The 21,731-nt window shown below is 41.7% G+C and carries 24 protein-coding genes; 9 read left to right on the top strand and 15 right to left on the bottom strand.

Going from position 1 to position 21,731, the window contains the following annotated elements; translation table 11 throughout:
• Positions 1-91: 91 nt before the first annotated feature.
• The 4 genes from MSG93_RS09085 to pilG are packed head-to-tail and all read right to left on the bottom strand — an operon-like array spanning position 92 to position 3,569.
• On the bottom strand, positions 92-2,173 hold the full coding sequence (locus MSG93_RS09085; protein ID WP_005288799.1) for a methyl-accepting chemotaxis protein: 2,082 nt from the start codon (positions 2,171-2,173) through the stop codon (positions 92-94).
• 47 nt (positions 2,174-2,220) lie between these two features.
• The gene (locus tag MSG93_RS09080) at positions 2,221-2,757 is read right to left on the bottom strand and encodes a chemotaxis protein CheW (RefSeq protein WP_005226965.1); all 537 of its coding nucleotides are present in this window, start codon (positions 2,755-2,757) and stop codon (positions 2,221-2,223) included.
• Positions 2,758-2,802: 45 nt separating this feature from the next.
• Complete coding sequence (locus tag MSG93_RS09075; RefSeq protein ID WP_004775365.1) at positions 2,803-3,165, bottom strand: response regulator; 363 nt, start codon at positions 3,163-3,165, stop codon at positions 2,803-2,805.
• A 20-nt stretch (positions 3,166-3,185) separates the two neighbouring features.
• A complete protein-coding gene (gene pilG, locus MSG93_RS09070) occupies positions 3,186-3,569 on the bottom strand; it encodes a twitching motility response regulator PilG (RefSeq protein WP_004652356.1) in 384 nt (127 codons plus the stop codon).
• Positions 3,570-3,848: 279 nt separating this feature from the next.
• Between pilG and MSG93_RS09065 the strand changes: the two genes are divergently transcribed.
• Entirely contained in the window at positions 3,849-4,493 is a 645-nt protein-coding gene (locus tag MSG93_RS09065) for a hypothetical protein (protein WP_032876793.1), read from the top strand.
• Positions 4,494-4,708: 215 nt separating this feature from the next.
• On the top strand, positions 4,709-6,424 hold the full coding sequence (locus MSG93_RS09060) for a proline--tRNA ligase (RefSeq protein WP_032876790.1): 1,716 nt from the start codon (positions 4,709-4,711) through the stop codon (positions 6,422-6,424).
• Between the two features lie 58 nt (positions 6,425-6,482).
• On the opposite strand, the gene MSG93_RS09055 is transcribed toward MSG93_RS09060, so the two are convergent.
• From MSG93_RS09055 to MSG93_RS09030, 6 genes are all read right to left on the bottom strand, one after another.
• Positions 6,483-6,818 carry a YegP family protein gene (locus tag MSG93_RS09055; protein ID WP_009515078.1) on the bottom strand — a complete coding sequence of 112 codons (336 nt, stop codon included), beginning with the start codon at positions 6,816-6,818 and terminating at the stop codon, positions 6,483-6,485.
• Between the two features lie 157 nt (positions 6,819-6,975).
• Complete coding sequence (locus MSG93_RS09050; protein WP_420714310.1) at positions 6,976-8,649, bottom strand: AMP-binding protein; 1,674 nt, start codon at positions 8,647-8,649, stop codon at positions 6,976-6,978.
• Positions 8,650-8,954: 305 nt separating this feature from the next.
• The gene (locus MSG93_RS09045) at positions 8,955-9,299 is read right to left on the bottom strand and encodes a zinc ribbon domain-containing protein YjdM (RefSeq protein WP_005288813.1); all 345 of its coding nucleotides are present in this window, start codon (positions 9,297-9,299) and stop codon (positions 8,955-8,957) included.
• 52 nt (positions 9,300-9,351) lie between these two features.
• Positions 9,352-9,708 carry a DUF488 domain-containing protein gene (locus MSG93_RS09040; RefSeq protein WP_005288815.1) on the bottom strand — a complete coding sequence of 119 codons (357 nt, stop codon included), beginning with the start codon at positions 9,706-9,708 and terminating at the stop codon, positions 9,352-9,354.
• 24 nt (positions 9,709-9,732) lie between these two features.
• A complete protein-coding gene (locus MSG93_RS09035) occupies positions 9,733-10,071 on the bottom strand; it encodes a DUF2004 domain-containing protein (RefSeq protein WP_324621460.1) in 339 nt (112 codons plus the stop codon).
• A 76-nt stretch (positions 10,072-10,147) separates the two neighbouring features.
• A complete protein-coding gene (locus MSG93_RS09030) occupies positions 10,148-10,600 on the bottom strand; it encodes an SRPBCC family protein (RefSeq protein WP_199974042.1) in 453 nt (150 codons plus the stop codon).
• A gap of 181 nt (positions 10,601-10,781) precedes the next feature.
• Between MSG93_RS09030 and MSG93_RS09025 the strand changes: the two genes are divergently transcribed.
• The 5 genes from MSG93_RS09025 to MSG93_RS09005 all read left to right on the top strand — a co-directional run bounded on the left by MSG93_RS09025 (position 10,782) and on the right by MSG93_RS09005 (position 14,589).
• Positions 10,782-11,504, top strand: a complete 723-nt coding sequence (locus tag MSG93_RS09025) for a folate-binding Fe/S cluster repair protein (protein ID WP_324621459.1) — start codon at positions 10,782-10,784, stop codon at positions 11,502-11,504.
• A 129-nt stretch (positions 11,505-11,633) separates the two neighbouring features.
• Positions 11,634-12,368, top strand: coding sequence for a DsbC family protein (locus MSG93_RS09020; protein ID WP_005226956.1), 735 nt, complete (start codon positions 11,634-11,636; stop codon positions 12,366-12,368).
• 28 nt (positions 12,369-12,396) lie between these two features.
• Positions 12,397-12,717, top strand: a complete 321-nt coding sequence (locus MSG93_RS09015) for a low molecular weight protein tyrosine phosphatase family protein (RefSeq protein ID WP_005226955.1) — start codon at positions 12,397-12,399, stop codon at positions 12,715-12,717.
• An 83-nt stretch (positions 12,718-12,800) separates the two neighbouring features.
• Entirely contained in the window at positions 12,801-13,523 is a 723-nt protein-coding gene (locus MSG93_RS09010; RefSeq protein ID WP_005226954.1) for a DsbC family protein, read from the top strand.
• 253 nt (positions 13,524-13,776) lie between these two features.
• Positions 13,777-14,589, top strand: a complete 813-nt coding sequence (locus MSG93_RS09005) for a tetratricopeptide repeat protein (protein ID WP_324621457.1) — start codon at positions 13,777-13,779, stop codon at positions 14,587-14,589.
• A 44-nt stretch (positions 14,590-14,633) separates the two neighbouring features.
• Here MSG93_RS09005 and MSG93_RS09000 read toward each other — a convergent pair whose 3' ends face one another.
• Together MSG93_RS09000 and MSG93_RS08995 are read right to left on the bottom strand one after the other, a co-directional pair.
• On the bottom strand, positions 14,634-16,781 hold the full coding sequence (locus tag MSG93_RS09000; RefSeq protein WP_324621455.1) for a TonB-dependent receptor: 2,148 nt from the start codon (positions 16,779-16,781) through the stop codon (positions 14,634-14,636).
• 133 nt (positions 16,782-16,914) lie between these two features.
• On the bottom strand, positions 16,915-17,481 hold the full coding sequence (locus tag MSG93_RS08995) for a DNA-3-methyladenine glycosylase (protein ID WP_324621454.1): 567 nt from the start codon (positions 17,479-17,481) through the stop codon (positions 16,915-16,917).
• Between the two features lie 76 nt (positions 17,482-17,557).
• Between MSG93_RS08995 and mutM the strand changes: the two genes are divergently transcribed.
• Both mutM and MSG93_RS08985 read left to right on the top strand, forming a co-directional pair.
• Positions 17,558-18,379, top strand: coding sequence for a bifunctional DNA-formamidopyrimidine glycosylase/DNA-(apurinic or apyrimidinic site) lyase (gene mutM, locus MSG93_RS08990; protein WP_324621453.1), 822 nt, complete (start codon positions 17,558-17,560; stop codon positions 18,377-18,379).
• Positions 18,380-18,412: 33 nt separating this feature from the next.
• Positions 18,413-18,703: a peptidylprolyl isomerase gene (locus MSG93_RS08985; RefSeq protein ID WP_005226949.1), complete on the top strand. Its 291-nt coding sequence runs from the start codon at positions 18,413-18,415 to the stop codon at positions 18,701-18,703.
• Positions 18,704-18,739: 36 nt separating this feature from the next.
• Here the strand turns inward: MSG93_RS08985 and MSG93_RS08980 are convergent, their stop codons facing one another.
• From MSG93_RS08980 to typA, 3 genes are all read right to left on the bottom strand, one after another.
• Positions 18,740-19,081, bottom strand: coding sequence for a gamma-glutamylcyclotransferase family protein (locus tag MSG93_RS08980; RefSeq protein WP_324621452.1), 342 nt, complete (start codon positions 19,079-19,081; stop codon positions 18,740-18,742).
• Positions 19,082-19,200: 119 nt separating this feature from the next.
• On the bottom strand, positions 19,201-19,632 hold the full coding sequence (mscL, locus tag MSG93_RS08975; RefSeq protein ID WP_005226947.1) for a large conductance mechanosensitive channel protein MscL: 432 nt from the start codon (positions 19,630-19,632) through the stop codon (positions 19,201-19,203).
• 243 nt (positions 19,633-19,875) lie between these two features.
• On the bottom strand, positions 19,876-21,711 hold the full coding sequence (typA, locus tag MSG93_RS08970; protein ID WP_005288850.1) for a translational GTPase TypA: 1,836 nt from the start codon (positions 21,709-21,711) through the stop codon (positions 19,876-19,878).
• Positions 21,712-21,731: the final 20 nt, after the last annotated feature.

Genomic DNA, 21,731 nt, shown 5'->3' with positions numbered 1-21,731 from the left:
GATGTAGTTCCACTGCGCCATCACCTTGTTGAGATATCCAACACATCTAAAATGGAAAGACAGACACCCCCATCTGCCTTTCCAATTCGGTTTACTCAGGTAACTTAAAGTCAGTTACTGATTCACGTAACGATTCAGCCATGTTTGCCAACTCAGAAACCGAGCGTGCGGTATCAAACGTAGCGGTAGTCGTTTGTGAGGTAATTTCCTGTACGACATTCATCGTGGTCGCAATATGGCTGGCAGAAGCCGACTGAAGTTTTGCTGCATCCGAAATGCTTGCAATCAGTTTCGCCAGGTCACCCGATACCGTTTGAATCTCATCCAGTGCAATCCCCGCATCTTTTGCCAGATTCGCACCACGTACCACCTCGGAAGTGGTTTGTTCCATTGAGATTACGGCTTCATTGGTATCGGTTTGAATGGTTTTCACCAGACTTTCGATCTGTTTGGTTGCTGATGCAGAACGTTCTGCAAGACGCTGTACTTCATCGGCGACGACTGCGAAACCACGACCTGCTTCACCGGCCATCGACGCCTGAATGGCGGCGTTTAAGGCCAGAATGTTGGTTTGATCGGCAATATCGTTAATCAACGAGACAATGTTACCAATCTCTTGAGAAGATTCACCCAGACGTTTAATACGTTTCGAGGTTTCCTGAATCTGTTCACGAATGTGATCCATCCCTTCAATCGAACGGTTTACCACTTGCGCACCATTGGTCGCAATCTGTACCGAACGTTGTGCTACATCAGCAGATTCAGAAGCGTTGGCAGATACCTGGTCAATCGACAGTGCCATTTCGTTCATTGCCGCAGATGCACCCGCAATTTCTTGCGCCTGATGTTCAGAAGCTTCGGCTAACTGGTTGGTAATGTTCTGGGTATCTTGGGTATAGCGTGCCACTTCTTGCGAGGTATCGGTGATTCGCGATACCAGGTCTCGTAACTGATCGATCGCAAAGTTAATCGAGTCGGCAATCGCACCAGTAAAATCTTCCGATACCGTTGCATAAGAACGTAAGTCACCATCTGCCAAATCCGCGATTTCATCGAGTAAACGTAAAATCGCATTCTGGTTACGATCATATTCGTCTTGTAAACGTGTTACACGCTCTTTATCGGTATTACTACGTAAAGCCAGTAATTGCAGTGCAGAGAAGACCAACAGACCTAAAGCACCAATCAGTACGATACCGGCAATGACATTGCCCCAGCCGCCTTCCGCTTTATTGGACAAATCATTGAGTGAATTCAACAGTGCATCAGACTGCGAAAAGATTTGTGAAGAGGCCTGACGGACACGCACGATCTGGTTGGCGTTTTGCAATACCGTTGCCGCTGCTGATTTTAACACGGCATCATAGTCAGACTTAATGCTGTCCACAGATTCACGTAAAGCAGCCGAGCTGATACGGTCTACACCCAGTTCAGAGCTACCATTTAATTGGGCATTTAAATACACACCGAAGGTATCAATATCGGCACCGAAGTCATTTGCAGAAACACTAGAGTTATCCGTACCGACCAGCACCGAGTTGATCGAACGTAAAATACGTTCCGCAATAAAGACTTGGTTCTTGGTAATAATTACCTGACTACTCGGCATGTTCTCACGCACCATCTGGTCCACCATCAGGTTATATTCAGCCTGAATCTCGGGGATGGTATCGCTAATCGCAATGTTGGTATCATAAAGCTGGTTAATGACTTTCTGTTGTGAAGCAATCAAGTCAATGTTCTTGGAAATGCCGCCCCAAAGTTCGCTCACCTTCTTGTATTCATCAGAACCTTTACCGTAAACACTTTCAACCGTTTCCAGGTTTTCGGTAAATTGCTTTTCTGACTCAACCAGCTTTTTCATCTCTTCAGGTTTACCAGAAGCAGTCGCTTCGGTGGCCTGACGCGAAATGGTTTGCGATAACAGACGCAACTCACCCAGACTACGGGTTAACTGGTTTGAACGCGGCACACTAACGAACAAGTAGATTAAGAGGATGACTGCAAGGGCCAAAGCAATTAAAGCACGATAGATAATCGGTTTGGATTTCTCACTTTCACCGAATAAACGGGAAAACTGATCGAGTTGCGTTCGTATATTGTCTAGGAACGCGCCCCCCTTTTTCAGCCCCGCACTATCACTACCATTCTTTTTTTTAAGTTTAAAGCCCATATCAGCTTCTCCCCGAAATACGCCTTTATGTTCCGTAGCGCATTAAATTAGTTTATAAATTTTATTGATGCATTCATGTATTGAGGATTTTTTAATAACCGACTCAATAAAAACACATGCCATTGTTGATTATGCTGGTGGAAATGACCTTGACAATAGTCTTTTAACTTATGGTCCAGATCATTATTTTGAGAGAAAAAACTCTTTTTATTAAAGTGCTGAATCCCCAAAACCTGATCAACGACCAACCCCACATAATGATCTTGATGGCTAATACAAATCACTTTTTGCGTCGGAGAAAACTGGCTTCTTTGTCCTGAAATAAAATGTGTCAAATCAGAAACTGAAAGCAGTCTTCCACGAATATTGGCCAAACCACGTACCCACGCCTGGGTATTTGGTACCGGTGTATATTTCGGAGGATAAATTACCTCGGAAATTTCCCCCAATGGCGCAACAAAATATTGCCCCAACATCTCAAATGCGATGCCCGACCAGCGGTGAGTTTCGTTTTGAGTTGAAGTGTATTGCTTATTGCCTCGCTTGGATAAGCGAAGCAATTCGATAAATCCATTTGCTGCCATACCCTATCCCGTATTGAATAATGAGAAGGCTCAGATTGAGCGAAATTAACTTAATAGTTGTTTAATCACATCAATCAGCTGTTGTTCATCGACAGGTTTGGTCAAATAGTCGCATGCACCCTGACGTTTCCCCCAGACACGATCCGTCGCCTGATCTTTGGTACTGACAATCACAACCGGAATATGCTGTGTGTCCTTGCCTTTACTGATCTGGCGGGTGGCCTGAAAACCATTCATGCCCGGCATCACCACATCCATCAGCACCAGATCAGGTAATTCTGCTTGTGCCAAGGTCACCCCATCTGCGCCATTGGTTGCTTCAATGACGTCATAACCATGCTTGGTTAAAATTTCTCTAAAGCGAAAAGTTTCAGTAGGTGAATCATCTACAATAAGTATGCGAGCCATTTTTTCCTCAATCTTTAATTTTATGCGCTAACGTGGTTGCGAATCGCGTTTAACAACTCATCTTTACTGAATGGCTTGGTTAAATATTCATCCGACCCCACGACACGGCCTTTCGCCTGATCAAACAAACCGTCTTTGCTTGATAACATAATGACTGGAATATTCTGGTAATTTAGTGAATTTTTGATTAATGCGCAGGTTTGGTAACCGTCTAAACGAGGCATCATGATGTCAACAAAAACGATATCCGGATTAGCTTCTGCAATTTTTGACAAGGCTTCAAAACCATCAACCGCCGTAATGACTTCACAGCCTTCACGTTGCAATAACGTTTCAGCTGTACGACGAATCGTTTTGGAATCGTCAATCACCATCACCTTTAAATTCTGAAATTTATCTTCCATTTATTGTCCTGCCCCAATACTCAATACAAATTATGGTTGGTTTAATTTGTTTTATACAGATCAGTTGATATTTTTAACATATCTTTACTTGCATTATCAATGAAGTTTTTTGAACCAACCTATCAGTTTCGCTACACAATCCTAAACAGGTCACACTTTTAATTAAATTCCTAATTTTTTTGCCGAATAAGTATTTTTAATTGTCTAAATTAGCACTAATATACAACTGATTATTATTTAAAAATAAGTGATTTAATTAACTTTTTTTCGGGGAATGTAATGACTGGTTCGTTAAAGTGCGGTTTCCGCATTCGTCACTTTAGCACGATTGCTCGTACTTACATCTGCTCATTTTTTATATGCTTTGTGTCCAGCACCTGTTTTGCCGGAATAGAGTCTTCCAAGGCCACCTGGTATCGTTATTACGACAAGAACGGCGTAGCCAATGTCAGCACTTCGGTCACCCCTGAACATATCCGTTATGGTTATGAAGCGCTGGACCGCAATATGCAGGTGATGAAGCGCAACCGTCCTTATAACGCTGCTGCGGATGCACAACAGTCGGCTCAACGTGAATCGGTTGCCCGTCGTCGTGAACAGGATCTAAGATTAAAACGTGCCTATGGCAACCCGCAAATTGCGACGGCAAAACGTGACCAGATTTTGGCAAACTTAAAAAAACAGCTCAATTATCAACAAGAACAATTACAACAACTGCAAAAAGATAAAATCGCTTTCAAGCGTCAGGAAATGGATTACCATCGTAAAGGTGAAATGCTGCCAGCCCAGTTAAAAAGTAATCTGGACAATAATTCCAAAAATATTGAGAACGTCAAAAAAACCGTGGAAAGCCTGCGCAATGCCTACCACAAAACCGAGGCAGAATATGCCGATATCATCACCCGTTTAAACACATTACAATAAAAATCAGTCTTTAAAAGCCGCATATGAGTGCTTTAACCTCTCCCTTTGCTCTGCTAAATAACCCTAGATTTTCAACATTTACATACATTGCAGTGCTTTATACTGCGCTAAATTGAATGATTCATGTCATAATGCCAGCAGCTCAAAGTGAGCCGATTATTTTTGCTCCTTGTTGTAGCATCTTTTAAATAACACTTAACTTTAGGACAGTTTCCATGCGCGCAAGCCGCTTTTTATTTGCAACGTTAAGAGAAACCCCAAATGATGCTGAGGTCATTTCACACCAGCTCATGTTACGTGCGGGGATGATTCGTAAACTCGCTTCTGGCTTATACTCTTGGTTGCCCATGGGAACGCGCGTTTTAAAGAAAGTCGATGCCATTGTGCGCGAAGAAATGAACCGTTCAGGTGCATTAGAAGTCTTTATGCCGGTGACACAACCTGCTGCATTGTGGGAAGAATCAGGCCGTTTTGAACAGTACGGCCCAGAATTATTACGCTTTAAAGATCGTCATGATAATCCGTTCGTACTGGGCCCAACCCATGAAGAAGTGATTACCGATTTAGCCCGTAATGAACTAAAAAGTTATAAGCAATTACCGCTGAATTTCTATCAGATCCAAACCAAGTTCCGTGACGAAATTCGTCCACGTTTCGGGGTGATGCGCTCGCGTGAATTCATCATGAAAGATGCCTATTCATTCCATACCGATCAGGCGTCATTGCAAGAAACCTATGATGTGATGTATGACACCTACAGCCGTATCTTTACCCGCTTAGGTCTGGATTTCCGTCCAGTACAGGCAGATACCGGTTCAATTGGTGGTTCAGCTTCACATGAGTTCCATGTACTGGCAGCCAGCGGCGAAGACGATATCGCGTTCTCGACTGACTCTGATTATGCAGCCAATGTTGAAATGGCTGAAGCGGTTCTGGTGGGCGAACGTGCTGCCGCGACTCAAGCTTATACGCTTGTCGACACACCAAATCAGAAAACCATTGCAGATGTTTGCCAGTTCCTGAATGCAGATGCCAAGCAGTCAGTCAAAGCGCTACTGGTACAAGGCCCAGCCGATGAAAAAGGCAATACTCCTGTGGTTGCCCTGTTCTTACGCGGTGACCATGAGCTGAATGATATTAAAGCTGAAAAACATCCGTTAATTGCTGCACCTTTAACTTTTGCAACTGAAGCACAGTTACAAGAACATGGTTTGACGGCTGGCTTCTGTGGCCCACAAGGTCTGGTTGAAAAAGGCTTAACCGTGATTGTCGATCGTGCCGCATCGGTATTGGCTGACTTTGTAGCCGGTGCCAATGAAGTGGATAAACATGCGACCGGTGTCAACTGGGATCGTGATGCCAAATACACAGAAGTATTTGACTTGCGTAATGTGGTTGAAGGCGATCCATCTCCAGATGGTAAAGGTACACTTCAGATCAAACGTGGTATTGAAGTCGGTCATATCTTCCAGCTCGGCACCAAATATTCAGAAGCCTTAAACTGTAAAGTATTGGGTGAAGATGGCAAGCCATTAACCGTGACCATGGGTTGTTATGGCATTGGTGTAACACGTGTAGTGGCTGCGGCGATTGAACAAAACTTCGATGACAAAGGCATTATCTGGCCCCAAGCGATTGCACCGTTTGAAGTGGCAATCGTACCGATGAATGCACACAAGTCACCGCGTACCCTCGAAGCAGCTGAAGCGCTTTATGCAGAACTGCAAGCACAAGGCTACGACGTGTTACTGGATGACCGTAATGAACGTCCAGGCGTGAAATTCTCTGATCTTGAATTAATGGGGATTCCACATCGTATCGTGATTGGTGAAAAAGGTCTGGATGCAGGCACTTTCGAATACAAAGGCCGTCGCGATGCCGAAGCAAGCAATCTGAACAAAGAAGAATTAATGGCAAAACTTGTCCGTTAATCTGACTAACAGACGTAAAAAAGCCGTTTAATTTAAACGGCTTTTTTTTATGGCTTAATTATACGGTTAAATCTTTTACCGTCTCAGAGGGGCCATTATTTTTGACAGATTCAATGCCCTTGTCACGTGACTGCTCACTTGCATACAGCTGGCTACTCCCAATCACCTGATGATTCGCCGCTTTTAAATTAAAATAAGGTTTGTCATTTTTCGACGTTAAACGCTCATAACGGCCATCATCCGGACTGTTTTTCTGAACAGATGCAATGCCATTCATTGCCGCTGCTTTGGTTTTGTATAATTCACTATTTAAAACTGGCTCACCATTTCCTGCCTTGAGTGTAAAACGGTATTGCCCATCACTTGCCTGACTTACTTCGAACCATCCTGCCATAAGGACCTCTGTTTTTGGAGTTAGTATTGATTGTTATCTCATCCAATATAGATCAGCAATTGCCGTTTAAGAAGATTAAATTTTGTTCAATTTTGGTAATTTACTTTATAACTTAGTTTTCATATTAAGCTAAGTTATAAAGTACTGAGTCCTCGTGCTACTCTCTTTCTTTTAAATGTCTGCGTAATATTTTTCCAATATTTGATTTCGGGATTTCACTCACAAATTCGATATATTTTGGACACTTATATGCAGTCAAATTGGCTTTCGCATAAGTTAAAATTTCATCAGCCGTTAAGGACTCGTCTTTTCTGACAATAAAGACTTTGGGAACTTCACCCGATTTTTCATCTTTTATACCAATGGCAGCCACCTCAAGGACTTTAGAATATTGGGCCATCACCTCTTCAATTTCTCTTGGATACACATTAAAGCCAGAAACCACGATCATGTCTTTTTTTCTATCAATCAGCTCAATATATCCCTGCTCATCCATGATTCCGATATCACCAGAACGAAAAAGCTGATTCTGAGTCATCGCCTGTGCGGTTTCTTCCATTTTTTGCCAATATCCCTGCATCACTTGAGGACCGCGTATGGCAACCTCGCCCGCCTGCCCATAAGGCAGCTCATTGCCCTGCTCATCAATAATCACCACATCCGTTAAAGGAACAGGAATGCCCACCTTCCCACTGAAAGTAGTTTGACCTTTGGGATTAAATGTTGCCAACGGACCCGTCTCTGAAAGACCATAAACCTCATAAATAATATTGCCAGTCAACTGCTGCCATAGCTCGGCTGTGGCCTGTAAGGTTGGCATTCCTCCGCTCACCGCAAGTTTAAACTCAGAAAAGTCGATGGTTTTAAATGCAGGCTGATTTGCGAGTGTATTAAATATGGTATTTACGCCAGGAAAAACATGTGGCGAATAACGATTCCAGGTTTCGAGAATGTAATTGATCTCTCGTGGATTCAATATTAACACCACGGTTTGCCCAGAATATAAGCTGTATAAAATACTAAATGAAAATGCAAATATATGATAAAAAGGCAGAATACATAAAATTCGGCTACTGCCACCTTGGGCTAATAGCACTAGATTCGGAGAAAAAGCAGCATCCATCTGCAAGGTATTAATAAATAAATTTCCATGCGTTAGGATTGTGCCTTTAGAAAGCCCTGTCGTTCCGCCTGTATACTGAAGCAAAGCAATATCATTCAGCTCTAATTCAGGTCGCTGATAATCAAGTGAACTGGTCTCATTTATAATATTTTTGAAATAATAGGTATGTCCTTTAAATTCAGGTTGATCCGCTTTGTTTTCTTTTAAATGTGGATATTTAGCTAATGTTTCCTCAGTCAACAAATCTGAAATTGATGTTTGAATAATCGTTTTAACTTTTGTTTGTGTTTCAATTTCCTGAAAAGTTGCAATCGCGGCATCAATCATAATCAGTATTTCTGCGCCTGAATCATTTAATTGATATTGCAATTCACGAGCAGTGTACTGAGGATTGACATTAACTGCGATATAACCTGAACGAAGAATTGCACATGCAATGACTGGATATTGCAATACATTAGGCAGCATGATTGCGATGCGTGTTTGCTTCGGCAAATTTAATTGTTGTAAATAACTGGCAAATCGAAGGCTAAGTTCATCCAGTTCTGCATAAGAAAGTATTTGATCGTGAAAAATAAAAGCAGCAGCATGACGGTATTGCTGAAAAGATTGCTCAAGCATCTTAAGGAGAGATTCATGTTGAGCGGGTAAATGTAATTGATGAGAAATATTATATTTCTGGTATTCCTTATGCCAAGGACGATTAATTTTCATTTATAAAGTCTATTTATTGAGTAAAAATTAAAGTATAAATTTTTCTACTCAAATAAAGTGACTGCTTATGTAAAAGAATGTGAACTACACCACAAAGCATAGCCACATGAAACTTATGATAATTTTTAATACTTTAAATTGAACACCGATCTCTATATTTATTGTTTTGCCCAGTATAGATACTTTTTTCTGAGTGGTAAGGGCTCAATATTCTTTCACTAAACATATTCATAAAATAAAAATAGCTTTAAGCTAAATGCAGAAAGGAGCATTTACATGCTCCTTTCCAAGTTATTTGATTAAACTTTTTTCACAAACTCTGACTTCAGTTTCATTGCGCCAACGCCATCAATTTTACAATCAATATTATGACCATCGCTTGCATCTGGTACTAAACGGATGCTTTTTACTTTTGTCCCGACTTTAACCACAGAAGATGAGCCCTTGATTTTCAAATCCTTAACAACCGTGACGCTATCCCCATCAGCCAACACGTTGCCATTTGCATCTTTAATAATGTCTTGTACTTCAGCAGCCTGTGTCTCGCCTTCTTTCCACTCATGTGAGCACTCCGGGCAAATCAATAAATCGCCATCTTGATAGGTATATTCTGATTGGCATTGTGGGCAATTTGGAAAAGACATAAAAAAATCTCAAAAAGGCTATTATGCGGGATAGACGCCTTTTTTCAAAACTTTAAGGTTGAATGTCCTTGCCAAGCAAATAATTTTTTAAGACCAGCGCATGATTTAACTCAGGATCTTGAGCCGCATAAATCAGGGTTAACTGTTGATTTTCAGCCATCTGCCTGAGTTGTTCCACATGTGGATTGCCTTCCAGCTCTTGATAATAACCTTTCTGAAAACTTAACCAATGCTCGGCCTGATGACAAAACGCTTTTCTTAACTCAGTAGACGGTGCAATTTCTTTTAACCACAAGTCCAGATGTGCCCGCTCTTTTGAAATCCCGCGTGGCCACAACCGATCAACCAGCACACGCTGGCCGTCAGTTGCTGCAACAGGATCATAAATACGTTTTATTGCAATCAGCACTTTTTTCTCCTGTTTGAAGTCTGCTTAGCTTTCCATTGAAATATCAATTACCTGACCTTGCACATCAAAGCTGACGCAAATCACATACTGGGTAATCTTATCGGGTAAAGTGAAATCCAGCATTTCACGGCTTTCAATCTCATCACTTTGCCATGAATCGGCCAACACCAATAAATCCAGCACCTGTAACGGTGTAGGTACAGCGCTTCCAGAATATTTTTTCCAATACTCTGGCTCAATTTCTTCAAGATGGTGCTGGATAAACAACTCCACACTCTCTTCTGCCTGCTGATTTTCTAAAGCAGCCCGCATTGCAACACGCGCAAGCTGCTCTCGTCCTTTAACAATTGCTTGTTCAGACATTTGATTCCCCAATTTAATTTATTCATCCAATATTTTTTGTTTTTCTCACTCAACCGATTTTACTTAACGAAAGTCTTTATTCGTCAGGTATCTCCGCTTGAACCAACAGGCCCAATAAATACAAGGATTCTTGCCAGCCCAAATAACAGGCTTCTACAGGAATCACATCAGGAATCCCCTCTTGGGTAATATGCACCTCTGTGCCAACCATAACGGCTTTGAGCTCAATCGTGACCTGAATATCACCGGGTAAGTTTGGATCGTCGAATTTGTCGGTATAACGCAGCAGTTCATTCGGGACAATTTTAATATATTTACCCCCAAAGCCATGCGTTTGTCCTGTGGAAAAATTGGTAAAGGACATTTTATACGTCCCGCCTTCCTGTGGATCGAGATGATGAACTTTTGCGGTAAATCCATGCGGTGGTAACCATTTGACTAACGCATCCGGATCAAGAAAGGCTTTAAAAACACGCGCTGGGGGCGCACTCAATACTCGATGTAGTTTTACTGTTCCAGTCATTATTATTCTCCCATATCACGCTCATTGTGTTTGGTCGATTTATCATAGCGACTTGGCAGGTAAATGCGAGGCCGCTGATCTTTCATTTGAGCACGATTATCGACAATATAAAGCTGCTTTTTTGTGAAAAATGGCGCAAAATAACAGGCCATATTTTAGTGAACAGAATGCAGCTTAGGATTGATCTATGAGTCAGCTTGCTTTTACTGCTTTTAGCTTAAATGGTGTAGATGCACAAAAATTTCTACAAGGCCAAGTCACCATTCACGTTGAACGCATACCAGAACATGAAAGTCGCTATACTGCTATTTGTGATTTAAAAGGACGTATTCATTTTGGTCTATGGATTAAACGATTAAATCCAGAAAGTTTTGAGTTAGTGACCACGCAAGACCAAGCCGAAGAATTTGCCAAGCATATTAAAAAGTTTGGTGCTTTTTCCAAAATGAAACTAGAACAAACAGGTCCGGCTTTTCCAACAGTCAATGGTATTCAAACCGAGTTTTCTTCAACAGAAACTGATATCGATACTTGGCAAATTCAAGCGATTCAATCTGGACAGGCCTGGATTCAGCAAAATACCGAACACCTGTTCCAGCCACAAGAATTACGCCTGCATCAACGCGATGGCGTACATTTCGACAAAGGCTGTTACTTAGGTCAGGAAATCGTAGCGCGTCTTTGGTTTAAAGCAAAACCAAAACACTGGTTGCACCTGATCCAAGCTCAAGCAGATGTGCCAGCGCCAGCCACCCAACTGAGCAAAGATGTTGAAGTGGTCAATAGCATCACATTTGAAGATGGCTATCTCGCGCTTGTGATTGCCAAACCTGCTGCACTGACAGAACTTGGCGTGACTGTTCTGGACTTGCCTGAAGCATTGAATGGTGATGTGGCAAGACCTCAATAATAAAGTGACATAAAAGTCCTCCTAGGGGGACTTTTAAATTATGAATCAAATCATATAAAGAAAATTAAATTATCTTTAAAAATCAACATATATTTATCTAAAACGAATATACATACTTTAATTATTTCTATGGAAACATCTGTGTATAAATTTAAATCATTCTATATTATGACATTAGCAATGTTATTAGGGTCCCAGTCTATTTTTGCCAATACTGAACAAATTAATCAAAGGGTCAAAACTCTTCCAACTCATCTAAACCCAGAGTTTATAGATAAGACACCTATTCCTAATCTATATACGCTTTCAAATATTAGAGGCTCTGTATTAATCGATGCTTCTGGTCGATATTTAATTTATGGAGATGTAATTGATCTTGAGAATATGCAGAACATAGCCGACTATAATTATCAAAAACATTATGCAATCAATCCGAAGCAACTTCCTACAGCTAATGCCTTAAAAGAAGTTAAAGGAAATGGTAAAAGAATCTTATATGTCTTTGCAGATCCCGACTGCCCTGCTTGTCAGGCATTACAAGGTGTTCTTGAAGATGTTAACGATATAACGATTTATACGTTCCCTATGGGACTGACTCATTTACATCCCACCGCAATTGAAACATCGAAAAATATTTGGTGTTCGAAAGATTCTATTAAAGCATGGAAAGCATATTTATTAGATGGGGACAAACCAAACAAAAGGGAAAATACGTGTCATCAACCCATAGACCAGAATATGGAAATTACAAAAAAATATCGAATTAATCTAACCCCGACAATATTTAATTCACAAGGACATAGAATTGTCGGGGTTCCCGAACGAGAAGGTATAGAAAACTTTATTAATAATACTGATTATTAATAATACTGAACATTAATTAGGTACTTATTTGAACACCCTCTTTATTTGCAGTCGTAATCAATGGCGCAGTCCAACAGCTGAATGTATTTTCGCTCAAGGGTATGGTCTACATACCCGTTCAGCAGGAACCAGCCGCCACGCTAAACATAATATTTCATCTAGAGACATTGCTTGGGCGGATCAAATTTTTGTGATGGAATCCCGACATAAGCAACAAATTAAAGAAAAGTTCTCAAAACAACTACAACATAAAAAAGTCTTTATGCTTGATATCCCTGATGATTATCAGTATATGGACCCTGAACTAATTGAATTACTACAATTCGCATTATTGCCCTATTTAAAATAAAGTTAAAATCCCGTTCTTGTCGAAAATAGAAATGAGCGTTATTGTTTATCTATCCTTAACTCGACTGATTTCTAATGAAAATAATGATCAAGACACTGCTGTCAGCACTCACCTTGAGTCTGATCGGTTTGCAAACCGTGCATGCGGACAGTAAAACCCTCGAGCAAAACTTCAAAAAAAATTATCCAGAGATTGCTGTTAAATCAGTTAGCCCCTCCCCGTTACCGGGTATATATGAGGTTTATGCGGCGGGTAAGATTATCTATACCGATGAAACAGCCAAATATCTTTTTTTCGGTAACTTACTGGATGTTCAAAGCAAAAAGAATCTGACCGAGGACCGCTTAGCCGAGTTAAGCAAGATTGATATCAAGCAACTGCCGCTTGATCAGGCGATTAAATATGTTAAAGGTAAAGGCGAACGTACACTCTATGTGTTTAGTGATCCGGATTGTCCTTACTGCCAAAAGCTCGAGCAACACATGACTTCGGTGGATAATGTCACCGTCTATCTGTTCCTGTTCCCGCTAAAAAAATTACATCCTCAAGCCGAAGCAGTGGCCAATAAAATCTGGTGCTCAAAAAATCAATATGAAGCTTGGGAAGATTACATGTTGCACCGTAAAGCCCCAAAAAGCACGACCCAATGTGAAACACCGATACAGAAGAATCTGGCATTAGGACAAAAGCTGCAGATTGATGGCACACCGACTTTATTCCTGCAAAATGGAATGAGACTCTCAGGTAGCCCACAAAATGCTGAGCAGATTGAACAGCTTTTACAAGAAGCGAGTACGAAGAAATAAAGATAAAATATGGAGGCTTGTTGACTCTTTTGCCAGCAAGGAGTTGCAAGCCACTCTCTAAAATATTAATTATACATATTTGATTTTAAATAAATTATAAAAACAAAAAGATCAAAACCCGCTTTTTCCCCCGCCAAGATTTATACAAATTCCTTATTTACATTTTGCCGCAAGCTTTTATGATGACAACAGCATATTGAGTTCTGCTATGCAAAGGATGAAAGCAGATCAACATGAGAAAGGAAAAATAAAGATGAAAAAATTGCTCATTGCGAGTTTAATCACCCTTGCAAGCCATACTACCTTCGCCGCTGACAATAAAGCGACCAGCACTAAAGTAGACCCATTGTTTACCAAAGCAACTCAACTGTATGAAGCTAAAGACTATGCTGCTGCTTATCAGGAAATGCAACGACTAGCCAATACCGGCAACACGCAAGCGGTCCATAATCTCGGCTATATGACAGAACATGGTCAAGGCACAGTAAAAGATGAGAAAAAGGCACTACAGTATTATCAGGATGCATCCAGTAAAGGCTACGGACCAGCCAGTTTCCGCTTGGCTCAAGCCTACCATAAAGGTAACTTGGGTCTAGGCAAAGATGCTCAGAAATACAAAGAATATTTAAATAAGGCATCTAGCCAAGGTTCAGATGAAGCAACTGTTGAGTTTGCCGATATCCTGTTTAGACAAGGTAAACCTGAATATGATCAACTGGCTATTCAGAAATTATTACCTTTACTGAAAAAGGATTATTATCCGGCAAAAAACTTAAAAGCAGTGTATGACCTTGGAATTGGTGTGAAGAATAAAAATCCTTTCATGCAGCAACAAGCTGTTGAAAGCTTAAAAGATCTCGCCAAGAAGGATTATGCTCCCTCGCTTATGATTTTGGGTAACATGCTTGCTAACGGCAATATTATTAGTCAGGATCTGGAGCAGGCAAAAAATATTTTTTCTCGTTTAGCTGCTGCAAACTATCCGAATGCCAAAGAATCCCTAGCTCAGGTTGAAGCAGCCATTGCTGCTAAAAAAGCCGCACCCGCCCAAGCCCCTAAAAAATAAGTCAATCAGCAGCACTGAATCCAGTAAGTGCTGCTGAACGCTCCTTAAAATTGCTTGCTTACTTTAATTCCCGCACTCCAGTTACGACCATCGGCAGGTTCAAAGAAGCGCTTGTTAGCATCATTCACAATCACTGAACCCGCATAGTTTTTATCAAACAGGTTATCTACACGCGCAAAGCCATTAATGCCCCAATCAGCATATTTCCATGCATAACCCGTATAGATCGATGCCACAGTATAACTTGCAGCAGCATCAGTATTGGTGTCATTGACATAGACCTTATCCATAAACTGGGTATCAAGTCCTGCGTAGAAACCTTGCTCTGGCTGCCACGCTACGCCAATAAAGGCTTGATTCTTGGCAATTCCAGGAATTGCATTACCTGATGGAATGGCTGCAGCGAGTACATTACCTTCTTTATCAAGATTTACTGGAACATCAGCATCGAATGTTGCATCGAGATAAGCATAACTGGCTGTTGCAGCTAAATCACGCCACAGCTTTTTATTCCAAGTAAACTCAACACCTTCACGAAGCGTTTTATCTGCATTTCTAAACGTCGAACGACCATTAGAGGTGCCTGCAGAAACAATATCATCTTTAGTTTTAGACTGAAAAAGAGCGAAAGTAAAATCACCTAAATAGTTTTGCGATTTTAAACCCACTTCATAGTTATCACTGGTAGATGGCTTTAAAGCAAAATTAAATCCAGATTTATCCTTATCAGCTTGATAGGCCATCTCAGTAAATGTTGGTGTTTCAAAACCTTTTGCATAACTCGCATAGGCCAATAGCTCAGGTAAAATCTGCCAACTTAAAGCAGCTGATGGTAAAACCTTGTTGTAATCCGTTTTATCACTATCATTGCCATTGCTTAAATAATGATCCTTAGATTTATAATGCACATTGCTATAACGCGCACCAGTATCTAAACGCCAAGTCGGTAAAAACTGCCAAGAGGCTTGTAAATAGGGATCGACATTCCACAAAGTATTGTCTTCATCACGTCGTAAAGTGCCTTTTACCCCATAAGATGGCGAGCCATTGACGAGATTAAAGTTCTCATACCCTTTACGATCTTCATCCATGCTATCAACAGCAAGCCCTGCGCTGAAGCTTGTATTCGGCAATAGTTCTTTCCCTGTCCAGCGGAAATCAGCACCGTAATAATTACGTTCAAAATCAATCACACCACCAGCGTGATTAGGATTTTTTTGTGTGGATTGGGGAATTGACTGATATTGAGTCAGCTGACGATTGCCGAAATACGCCATCGCATACAGTTCATGCTGATCATTAATCGGTTTAGACCAAGTCACACCCGTTTGCGTTTGTTCAATGTCTTTACGAACATTATAGGTATTCTTAGCATCATTAACTTGGCGAGGATTTTGCTGCCATTGCTCTCGGCTTAAACCTTGTGGATCATCAGCATGAATCTTGACATAGTTAGTGACCCAGTTAATTTTCGTGCCATCATCCAAGTTCCACGTCAGTTTCGCATTATTTAAGACTTTTTCTGCACTGCTATGCTCACGATAGCCATCGGTATCAAAATAAGAGGAGCTGACGATATAACTCGGTTCGTTCTGGTTTTTAGCGCCACCCTGTAACACGAGACCTGCACGATTTTTATTGTGGCTACCACCCGCATAACTCATCTCAATCGAATCTTTACCCTGCCCCTCTCGAGTTGTCGCCAAAATCGCCCCACCCGATGAGTTACCATACAGAGATGAAAATGGCCCCGTTAAAACCTCAAGATGACTCAGGCTACTTAAATCGATATTTGACGTTTGACCTTGACCATCTGGCATGGTTGCTGGAATGCCATCGGTATATAAGCGGATGCCGCGCACACCAAAAGTTGAACGCGCACCAAAACCACGCATCGAGAGCTGCAAATCTTGTGCATAATTTTCCCGGTTACGTAATTGAACACTCGGAATACCCTTAACCACTTCGGTTAAATTGACCTGAGTGGATTGATCATTTTTAGGCATATCTACCCTAAAAATGGAGGCAGGTGTTTGCATATAAGTGGTATCGGTACGGGTTGCTTCGACACGTAGGGTCGGTAATACAGTCACCTCTTGAGCCAGTGCTTCGGCCCAAACAAGCGGGCTAGAAATGCAGCCCATACTCATCAGAATACCGTAATGAAGTCGGTTTAAACGTAATAAGGACATGCTTATTTCCTTTATTTATATGGGAGTTATGATAACAAAAAGCAGTGCCTGGTTTGGACTTTGAATTCAATCCGGAGAACGGTAAATCTAGAAAATACGGCATCATTTACTAAAAAGTGATCTACCCGTAAGGTTATCGGCTCAACGAAGGATGATCTTTCCAGCAATATCGTTCAGGCCAGTCTTTAGCTTCTTCGGCGTAGTCAATTCCTATACGGGGCGTTAATATCACTTCCGGTTGTGTGGTTGCTGCTTCCACCCACAAGCCCGACTCTTCCCCCAAACATTGCCCTTTTAAGGTTCGGTCAATGCCTAAATAACGTGTCAATTTACCTGGTCCAGCCAAAAGCTGATATTGCTTTTTAGTGGAAGCGTGTTTTAAAAATGCAGAACGAATCATCACTCCTTCCGGGATGCCTTCGGTCTGAGTAATCAGATTGAGCATTTCATACATGCCATAAATTAAATAGACGTAAATCGTGCCACCAGGTCGATACATCACTTCTGTGCGGGCTGTCCGTTTAGCATTGTAGCTATGACAGGCCTTATCACGAACGCCCAAATAAGCTTCTGTTTCGGTAATGATACAGCGGATGACTTGGCCATCAGGTTGTCGCTTACACAAGACGCAACCGATTAAGTCATAGGCCACTTCCGAGGTTTCACGTTGAAACCAGCTTAATGGTAAAATATCTGACATAGTGATCTCTGAAATAATCCATAGCACACGTTATACTTGATTCATCCAGTATATCTGTTCATTCTGCGAGTTGGCGATGCCTGAGTTACCCGAAGTCGAAACAACCAAAACCAGTTTACTCCCCCTTCTAGAGCAACGCGTTCAAGCGGTTAAAGTCTTGAACCCGAGCTTACGCTGGCCTATTCCAGATGATCTGGACAAACTGGTTGGGCAACGTTTGGTCGGTCTTAAGCGTCGTTCTAAATATATTCTGGCCGAATTTGAACAGGATCAGATGCTTTGGCATCTGGGCATGTCCGGCAGTTTCCGTCTAACCCAGCCGAATGAGGAATTGAGAAAACATGATCATCTGATCATTGATTTTGAAGACCAGCAGCTTCGCTACCATGATCCACGTCGCTTCGGCTGTATTCTCTGGCTTGATCAGCATCATCAGGGCAAGCTGATTGATCCACTTGGACCGGAGCCGATCAGTGATGATTTTAACGCCGCCTATTTGCATAAAAAGCTGAGTAAAAAAAATGTCGGCATTAAAATTGCTTTAATGGATAACCATGTGGTGGTCGGTGTTGGCAATATTTATGCAACAGAAAGTCTTTTCAACATTGGTGTGCACCCGGCACAACCCGCTTCGACTTTAAGCAAACTACAAGTGGAAAAGCTGGTGGTTGAAGTGAAACGCATCTTAAAACAAGCCATTGAATTAGGTGGTTCAACTTTGCGTGATTACACCAATGCGATGGGTGAAAACGGCTATTTCCAGCAAACCTTACTGGCCTATGGCCGTGCTGGGGAAATGTGCGTCAAGTGCGAGACTACCTTGGAAAATCTAAAGCTCGGTCAACGTGCCAGTGTATTCTGCCCACAATGCCAGCCTTTAAAACGCAACAAAGCCTAAATGATTTAAGTGCTATTAAAGGAGAACAACCTCATGCAAACTGCAATTGTTCGACATATTCTCGTAAAAGACAAAGATGTGGCTGAACAGCTGAAAAAGCGTATTCAGTCGGGTGCTGATTTTGCCAAAATTGCCAAGCAATATTCGACCTGCAACTCTGCCAAACGTGGGGGCGAGCTCGGTGAAATCAGAAAAGGACAGCTGGTTCCTGTCATCGACAAACTGGTATTTACCGCAGCAGAACGTGTGTTACATGGTCCGGTAAAAAGCCAGTTTGGTTTTCATCTGGTCGAAGTTAAATTCCGGATGGGCAATTTAAGGTAAGCAGATCGAGCTTAAGCCCCATAGTAAGCTCATCCTTTATTCAGGTTTTACCCGCTCTTTCATGACATAGGTCCATGCGGTGGTTGTCTCACCTGTCGCCAGCTGGACTTCAGTCTGTACTCTCTCATACTGCATGCCTTCAAACTCATCCAGCATCTGCCAGTTTTGCTCAAGTTTTTCCGTACTAAACAGATATCCTTCAACCTGGGAATCCTGCGGATTTAAGACAATTGCCGGTAGCCCCTGATCAGGCCCCCAGTCCAGTATATGGATGGTGCCATGTACCGTAGCAGGTTGCCAGTCTCCACCAATCCCCCCCAGAATATGTGCATTTTCGCGATTTGGGCATAAGGTGCCGTATACAAATAATCGATTCATCAATTTTCCCCCTCAATCTGCACAGCATCTTAAAATGAAATCGTGCAAGTTACTCATCTCTTTTTACAGACAATAAAAAACGGCATCAAGGATACCGTTTTTCTACATCAGCTGAATGATCAGCCTTGTTTTTTCAATTCATCACGGATTTCACGTAACAATTGCACATCTTCAGGGATCGCCTCTGGCTCAGGCGCAGCTTCTTCCTGCTTACGGATACGGTTCATGACTTTCACCAACAAGAATACGACCCAGGCTAAAAGCAGGAAGTTAATCAAGATGGTGAGGAAGTTACCATAGGCAAATACGTTCAAGCCGGCATCTTGTGCTGCTTTGAGCGTGGTAATGTTGGTTGGGTTATCCCCGAGGATCAGGAACCAGTTGGTGTAATCCACTTCACCGCCCAAGATCCATGAAATCACTGGCATGACGATATCTTTCACCAATGAATCAATGATTTTACCGAAAGCGCCACCAATGATGACACCAATCGCTAAATCCATCATATTGCCTTTGATGGCAAACTCTTTAAATTCTTTAATAATACTCATATCACTCTCCAGAGTTGAACTTGATCGCAGCCTGTTTTTGCATTGTTTATTACACAGACGCAGTTATTCCAATAATGTTGGTAATTTAATATTTTTATCAAAAAAAGAAAGCTATTTCACACTTTAACAACACTTTTTATTTTCATAAAAATATGTCCTTAAGCATGTCCTTCCCCTTGAATTTATGCAATAAAAAACCGCTAAATAAATTTAGCGGTTTTGTCATTTTTCAGTGAAGAAAAATTATTTATCACGATTACGCTTACGTTCGTTTTCAGTTAAGTAACGCTTACGGATACGAATCGATTTTGGTGTTACTTCAACTAACTCATCATCCTGAATGAACTCAAGCGCTTGTTCAAGCGTATATTCCATTGCAGGTGTTAAAGTTAAAGCTTCATCAGTACCTGATGCACGAACGTTAGTTAACTGCTTCGCTTTGGTTGGGTTTACAACCATATCGTCAGAACGCGAGTTAATACCAATGATCATACCTTCATACACTTCTAACTGTGGCTTAGCGAATAAACGACCACGGTCTTGAAGTGTGAATAATGCATAGCCCAAGCAAGTACCTTGAACCATAGAAATCAACACACCATTTTGACGTTTCGCAACAGTACCTGCTTTTGCTGGACCGTAGTGCGAGAAGCTTGAGGTCATGATCCCTGTACCTGAAGTCATAGTCAGGAATTCAGAACGGAAACCAATCAAGCCACGTGAAGGTACAGTTGCTTCAATACGGATACGGCCTTTACCGTCAACTTCCATATTGGTCATTTCGCCTTTACGGAAGCCCATTTGTTCCATTACAGAACCTTGATGCTGTTCTTCAACGTCAAACGTTACGTTTTCGTATGGCTCTTGTTTTTCGCCATCGATTTCTTTCATGATCACTTGTGGACGTGATACGCCCATTTCGAAGCCTTCACGACGCATGTTTTCAATTAAAACTGAAAGGTGAAGTTCACCACGGCCTGAAACCTTGAAACGGTCTGGGCTGTCAGTATCTTCAACACGAAGTGCTACGTTATGAATCAATTCACGGTCAAGACGTTCACGGATGTTACGTGAAGTGACGAACTTACCTTCTTTACCAGCAAACGGTGAGTTGTTTACTTGGAAAGTCATCGATACAGTCGGTTCATCTACAGACAATGCTGGTAATGCTTCAACATTTTTAGGATCACAAATCGTGTCAGAAATGTTGAGTGCATCAATACCCGTAATACAGATAATGTCACCAGCTGAAGCCGATTCAACATCAACACGCTCTAAACCATGGTAACCCATGATTTTTAAGATACGGCCATTACGTGTATTGCCATCTTTATCGATAACAGTAACAGGTGTATTTAATTTCACTGAACCACGCTGGATACGGCCAACACCGATAACACCTACGAAACTGTTATAGTCAAGTGATGAAATCTGCATTTGGAAAGGACCATCAACGTCAACTGCTGGTGGTTCAACGACATCTACAATCGTTTGGAACAACGGTGTCATATCTTCCGCTAATTCTTCTGGTGAAGGACCTGCAACACCACGAAGACCAGAAGCATATACAACCGGGAAGTCTAACTGCTCGTCAGTACCGCCTAAGTTATCAAACAAATCAAAAACTTGATCGATAACCCAGTCTGGACGCGCGCTTGGCTTGTCGACTTTGTTGATAATCACGATTGGTTTCAAACCACGCGCGAACGCTTTTTGCGTTACGAAACGCGTTTGTGGCATTGGACCTTCTTGTGAGTCAACAAGAAGCAATACACAGTCAACCATCGACATTACACGTTCCACTTCACCACCGAAGTCGGCGTGTCCCGGGGTGTCGACGATGTTAATGCGGTATTCGGTGTTTGTACGTGCATCTAACCATTTGATTGCAGTGTTTTTTGCAAGAATGGTAATACCACGTTCAGACTCAAGCGCGTTAGAATCCATAACACGTTCAATCTCGCCTGCGCGATCACCAAGAGCACCTGATTGTTGTAAAAGTTTGTCGACTAGAGTCGTCTTACCATGATCGACGTGCGCAATAATGGCAATGTTACGGAGAGTTTTAATATCTGACATGTAATTCGATACGCTTTAAA

This window comes from Acinetobacter sp. IK40, from assembly GCF_035615075.1.
Lineage (GTDB): Bacteria > Pseudomonadota > Gammaproteobacteria > Pseudomonadales > Moraxellaceae > Acinetobacter > Acinetobacter courvalinii.
The sequence above is the reverse complement of the archived record's forward strand: the minus strand, read 5'-3'. Positions and strand labels throughout refer to the sequence as shown.

Excerpts from the sequence above, each read along its gene's own strand:
- MSG93_RS09085 (WP_005288799.1), bottom strand. The coding sequence starts at position 2,173 with ATGGGCTTTAAACTTAAAAAAAAGAATGGTAGTGATAGTGCGGGGCTG.
- MSG93_RS08985 (WP_005226949.1), top strand. The coding sequence starts at position 18,413 with ATGCAAACTGCAATTGTTCGACATATTCTCGTAAAAGACAAAGATGTG.
- MSG93_RS09035 (WP_324621460.1), bottom strand. The coding sequence starts at position 10,071 with ATGTCTGAACAAGCAATTGTTAAAGGACGAGAGCAGCTTGCGCGTGTT.
- MSG93_RS08980 (WP_324621452.1), bottom strand. The coding sequence starts at position 19,081 with ATGAATCGATTATTTGTATACGGCACCTTATGCCCAAATCGCGAAAAT.
- MSG93_RS09005 (WP_324621457.1), top strand. The coding sequence starts at position 13,777 with ATGAAAAAATTGCTCATTGCGAGTTTAATCACCCTTGCAAGCCATACT.
- MSG93_RS09045 (WP_005288813.1), bottom strand. The coding sequence starts at position 9,299 with ATGTCTTTTCCAAATTGCCCACAATGCCAATCAGAATATACCTATCAA.
- MSG93_RS09055 (WP_009515078.1), bottom strand. The coding sequence starts at position 6,818 with ATGGCAGGATGGTTCGAAGTAAGTCAGGCAAGTGATGGGCAATACCGT.
- pilG (WP_004652356.1), bottom strand. The coding sequence starts at position 3,569 with ATGGAAGATAAATTTCAGAATTTAAAGGTGATGGTGATTGACGATTCC.
- MSG93_RS09060 (WP_032876790.1), top strand. The coding sequence starts at position 4,709 with ATGCGCGCAAGCCGCTTTTTATTTGCAACGTTAAGAGAAACCCCAAAT.
- MSG93_RS09025 (WP_324621459.1), top strand. The coding sequence starts at position 10,782 with ATGAGTCAGCTTGCTTTTACTGCTTTTAGCTTAAATGGTGTAGATGCA.
- typA (WP_005288850.1), bottom strand. The coding sequence starts at position 21,711 with ATGTCAGATATTAAAACTCTCCGTAACATTGCCATTATTGCGCACGTC.
- MSG93_RS09020 (WP_005226956.1), top strand. The coding sequence starts at position 11,634 with ATGGAAACATCTGTGTATAAATTTAAATCATTCTATATTATGACATTA.
- mutM (WP_324621453.1), top strand. The coding sequence starts at position 17,558 with ATGCCTGAGTTACCCGAAGTCGAAACAACCAAAACCAGTTTACTCCCC.
- MSG93_RS09000 (WP_324621455.1), bottom strand. The coding sequence starts at position 16,781 with ATGTCCTTATTACGTTTAAACCGACTTCATTACGGTATTCTGATGAGT.
- MSG93_RS09010 (WP_005226954.1), top strand. The coding sequence starts at position 12,801 with ATGATCAAGACACTGCTGTCAGCACTCACCTTGAGTCTGATCGGTTTG.
- MSG93_RS09075 (WP_004775365.1), bottom strand. The coding sequence starts at position 3,165 with ATGGCTCGCATACTTATTGTAGATGATTCACCTACTGAAACTTTTCGC.
- MSG93_RS09065 (WP_032876793.1), top strand. The coding sequence starts at position 3,849 with ATGACTGGTTCGTTAAAGTGCGGTTTCCGCATTCGTCACTTTAGCACG.
- MSG93_RS09080 (WP_005226965.1), bottom strand. The coding sequence starts at position 2,757 with ATGGCAGCAAATGGATTTATCGAATTGCTTCGCTTATCCAAGCGAGGC.
- MSG93_RS08995 (WP_324621454.1), bottom strand. The coding sequence starts at position 17,481 with ATGTCAGATATTTTACCATTAAGCTGGTTTCAACGTGAAACCTCGGAA.
- mscL (WP_005226947.1), bottom strand. The coding sequence starts at position 19,632 with ATGAGTATTATTAAAGAATTTAAAGAGTTTGCCATCAAAGGCAATATG.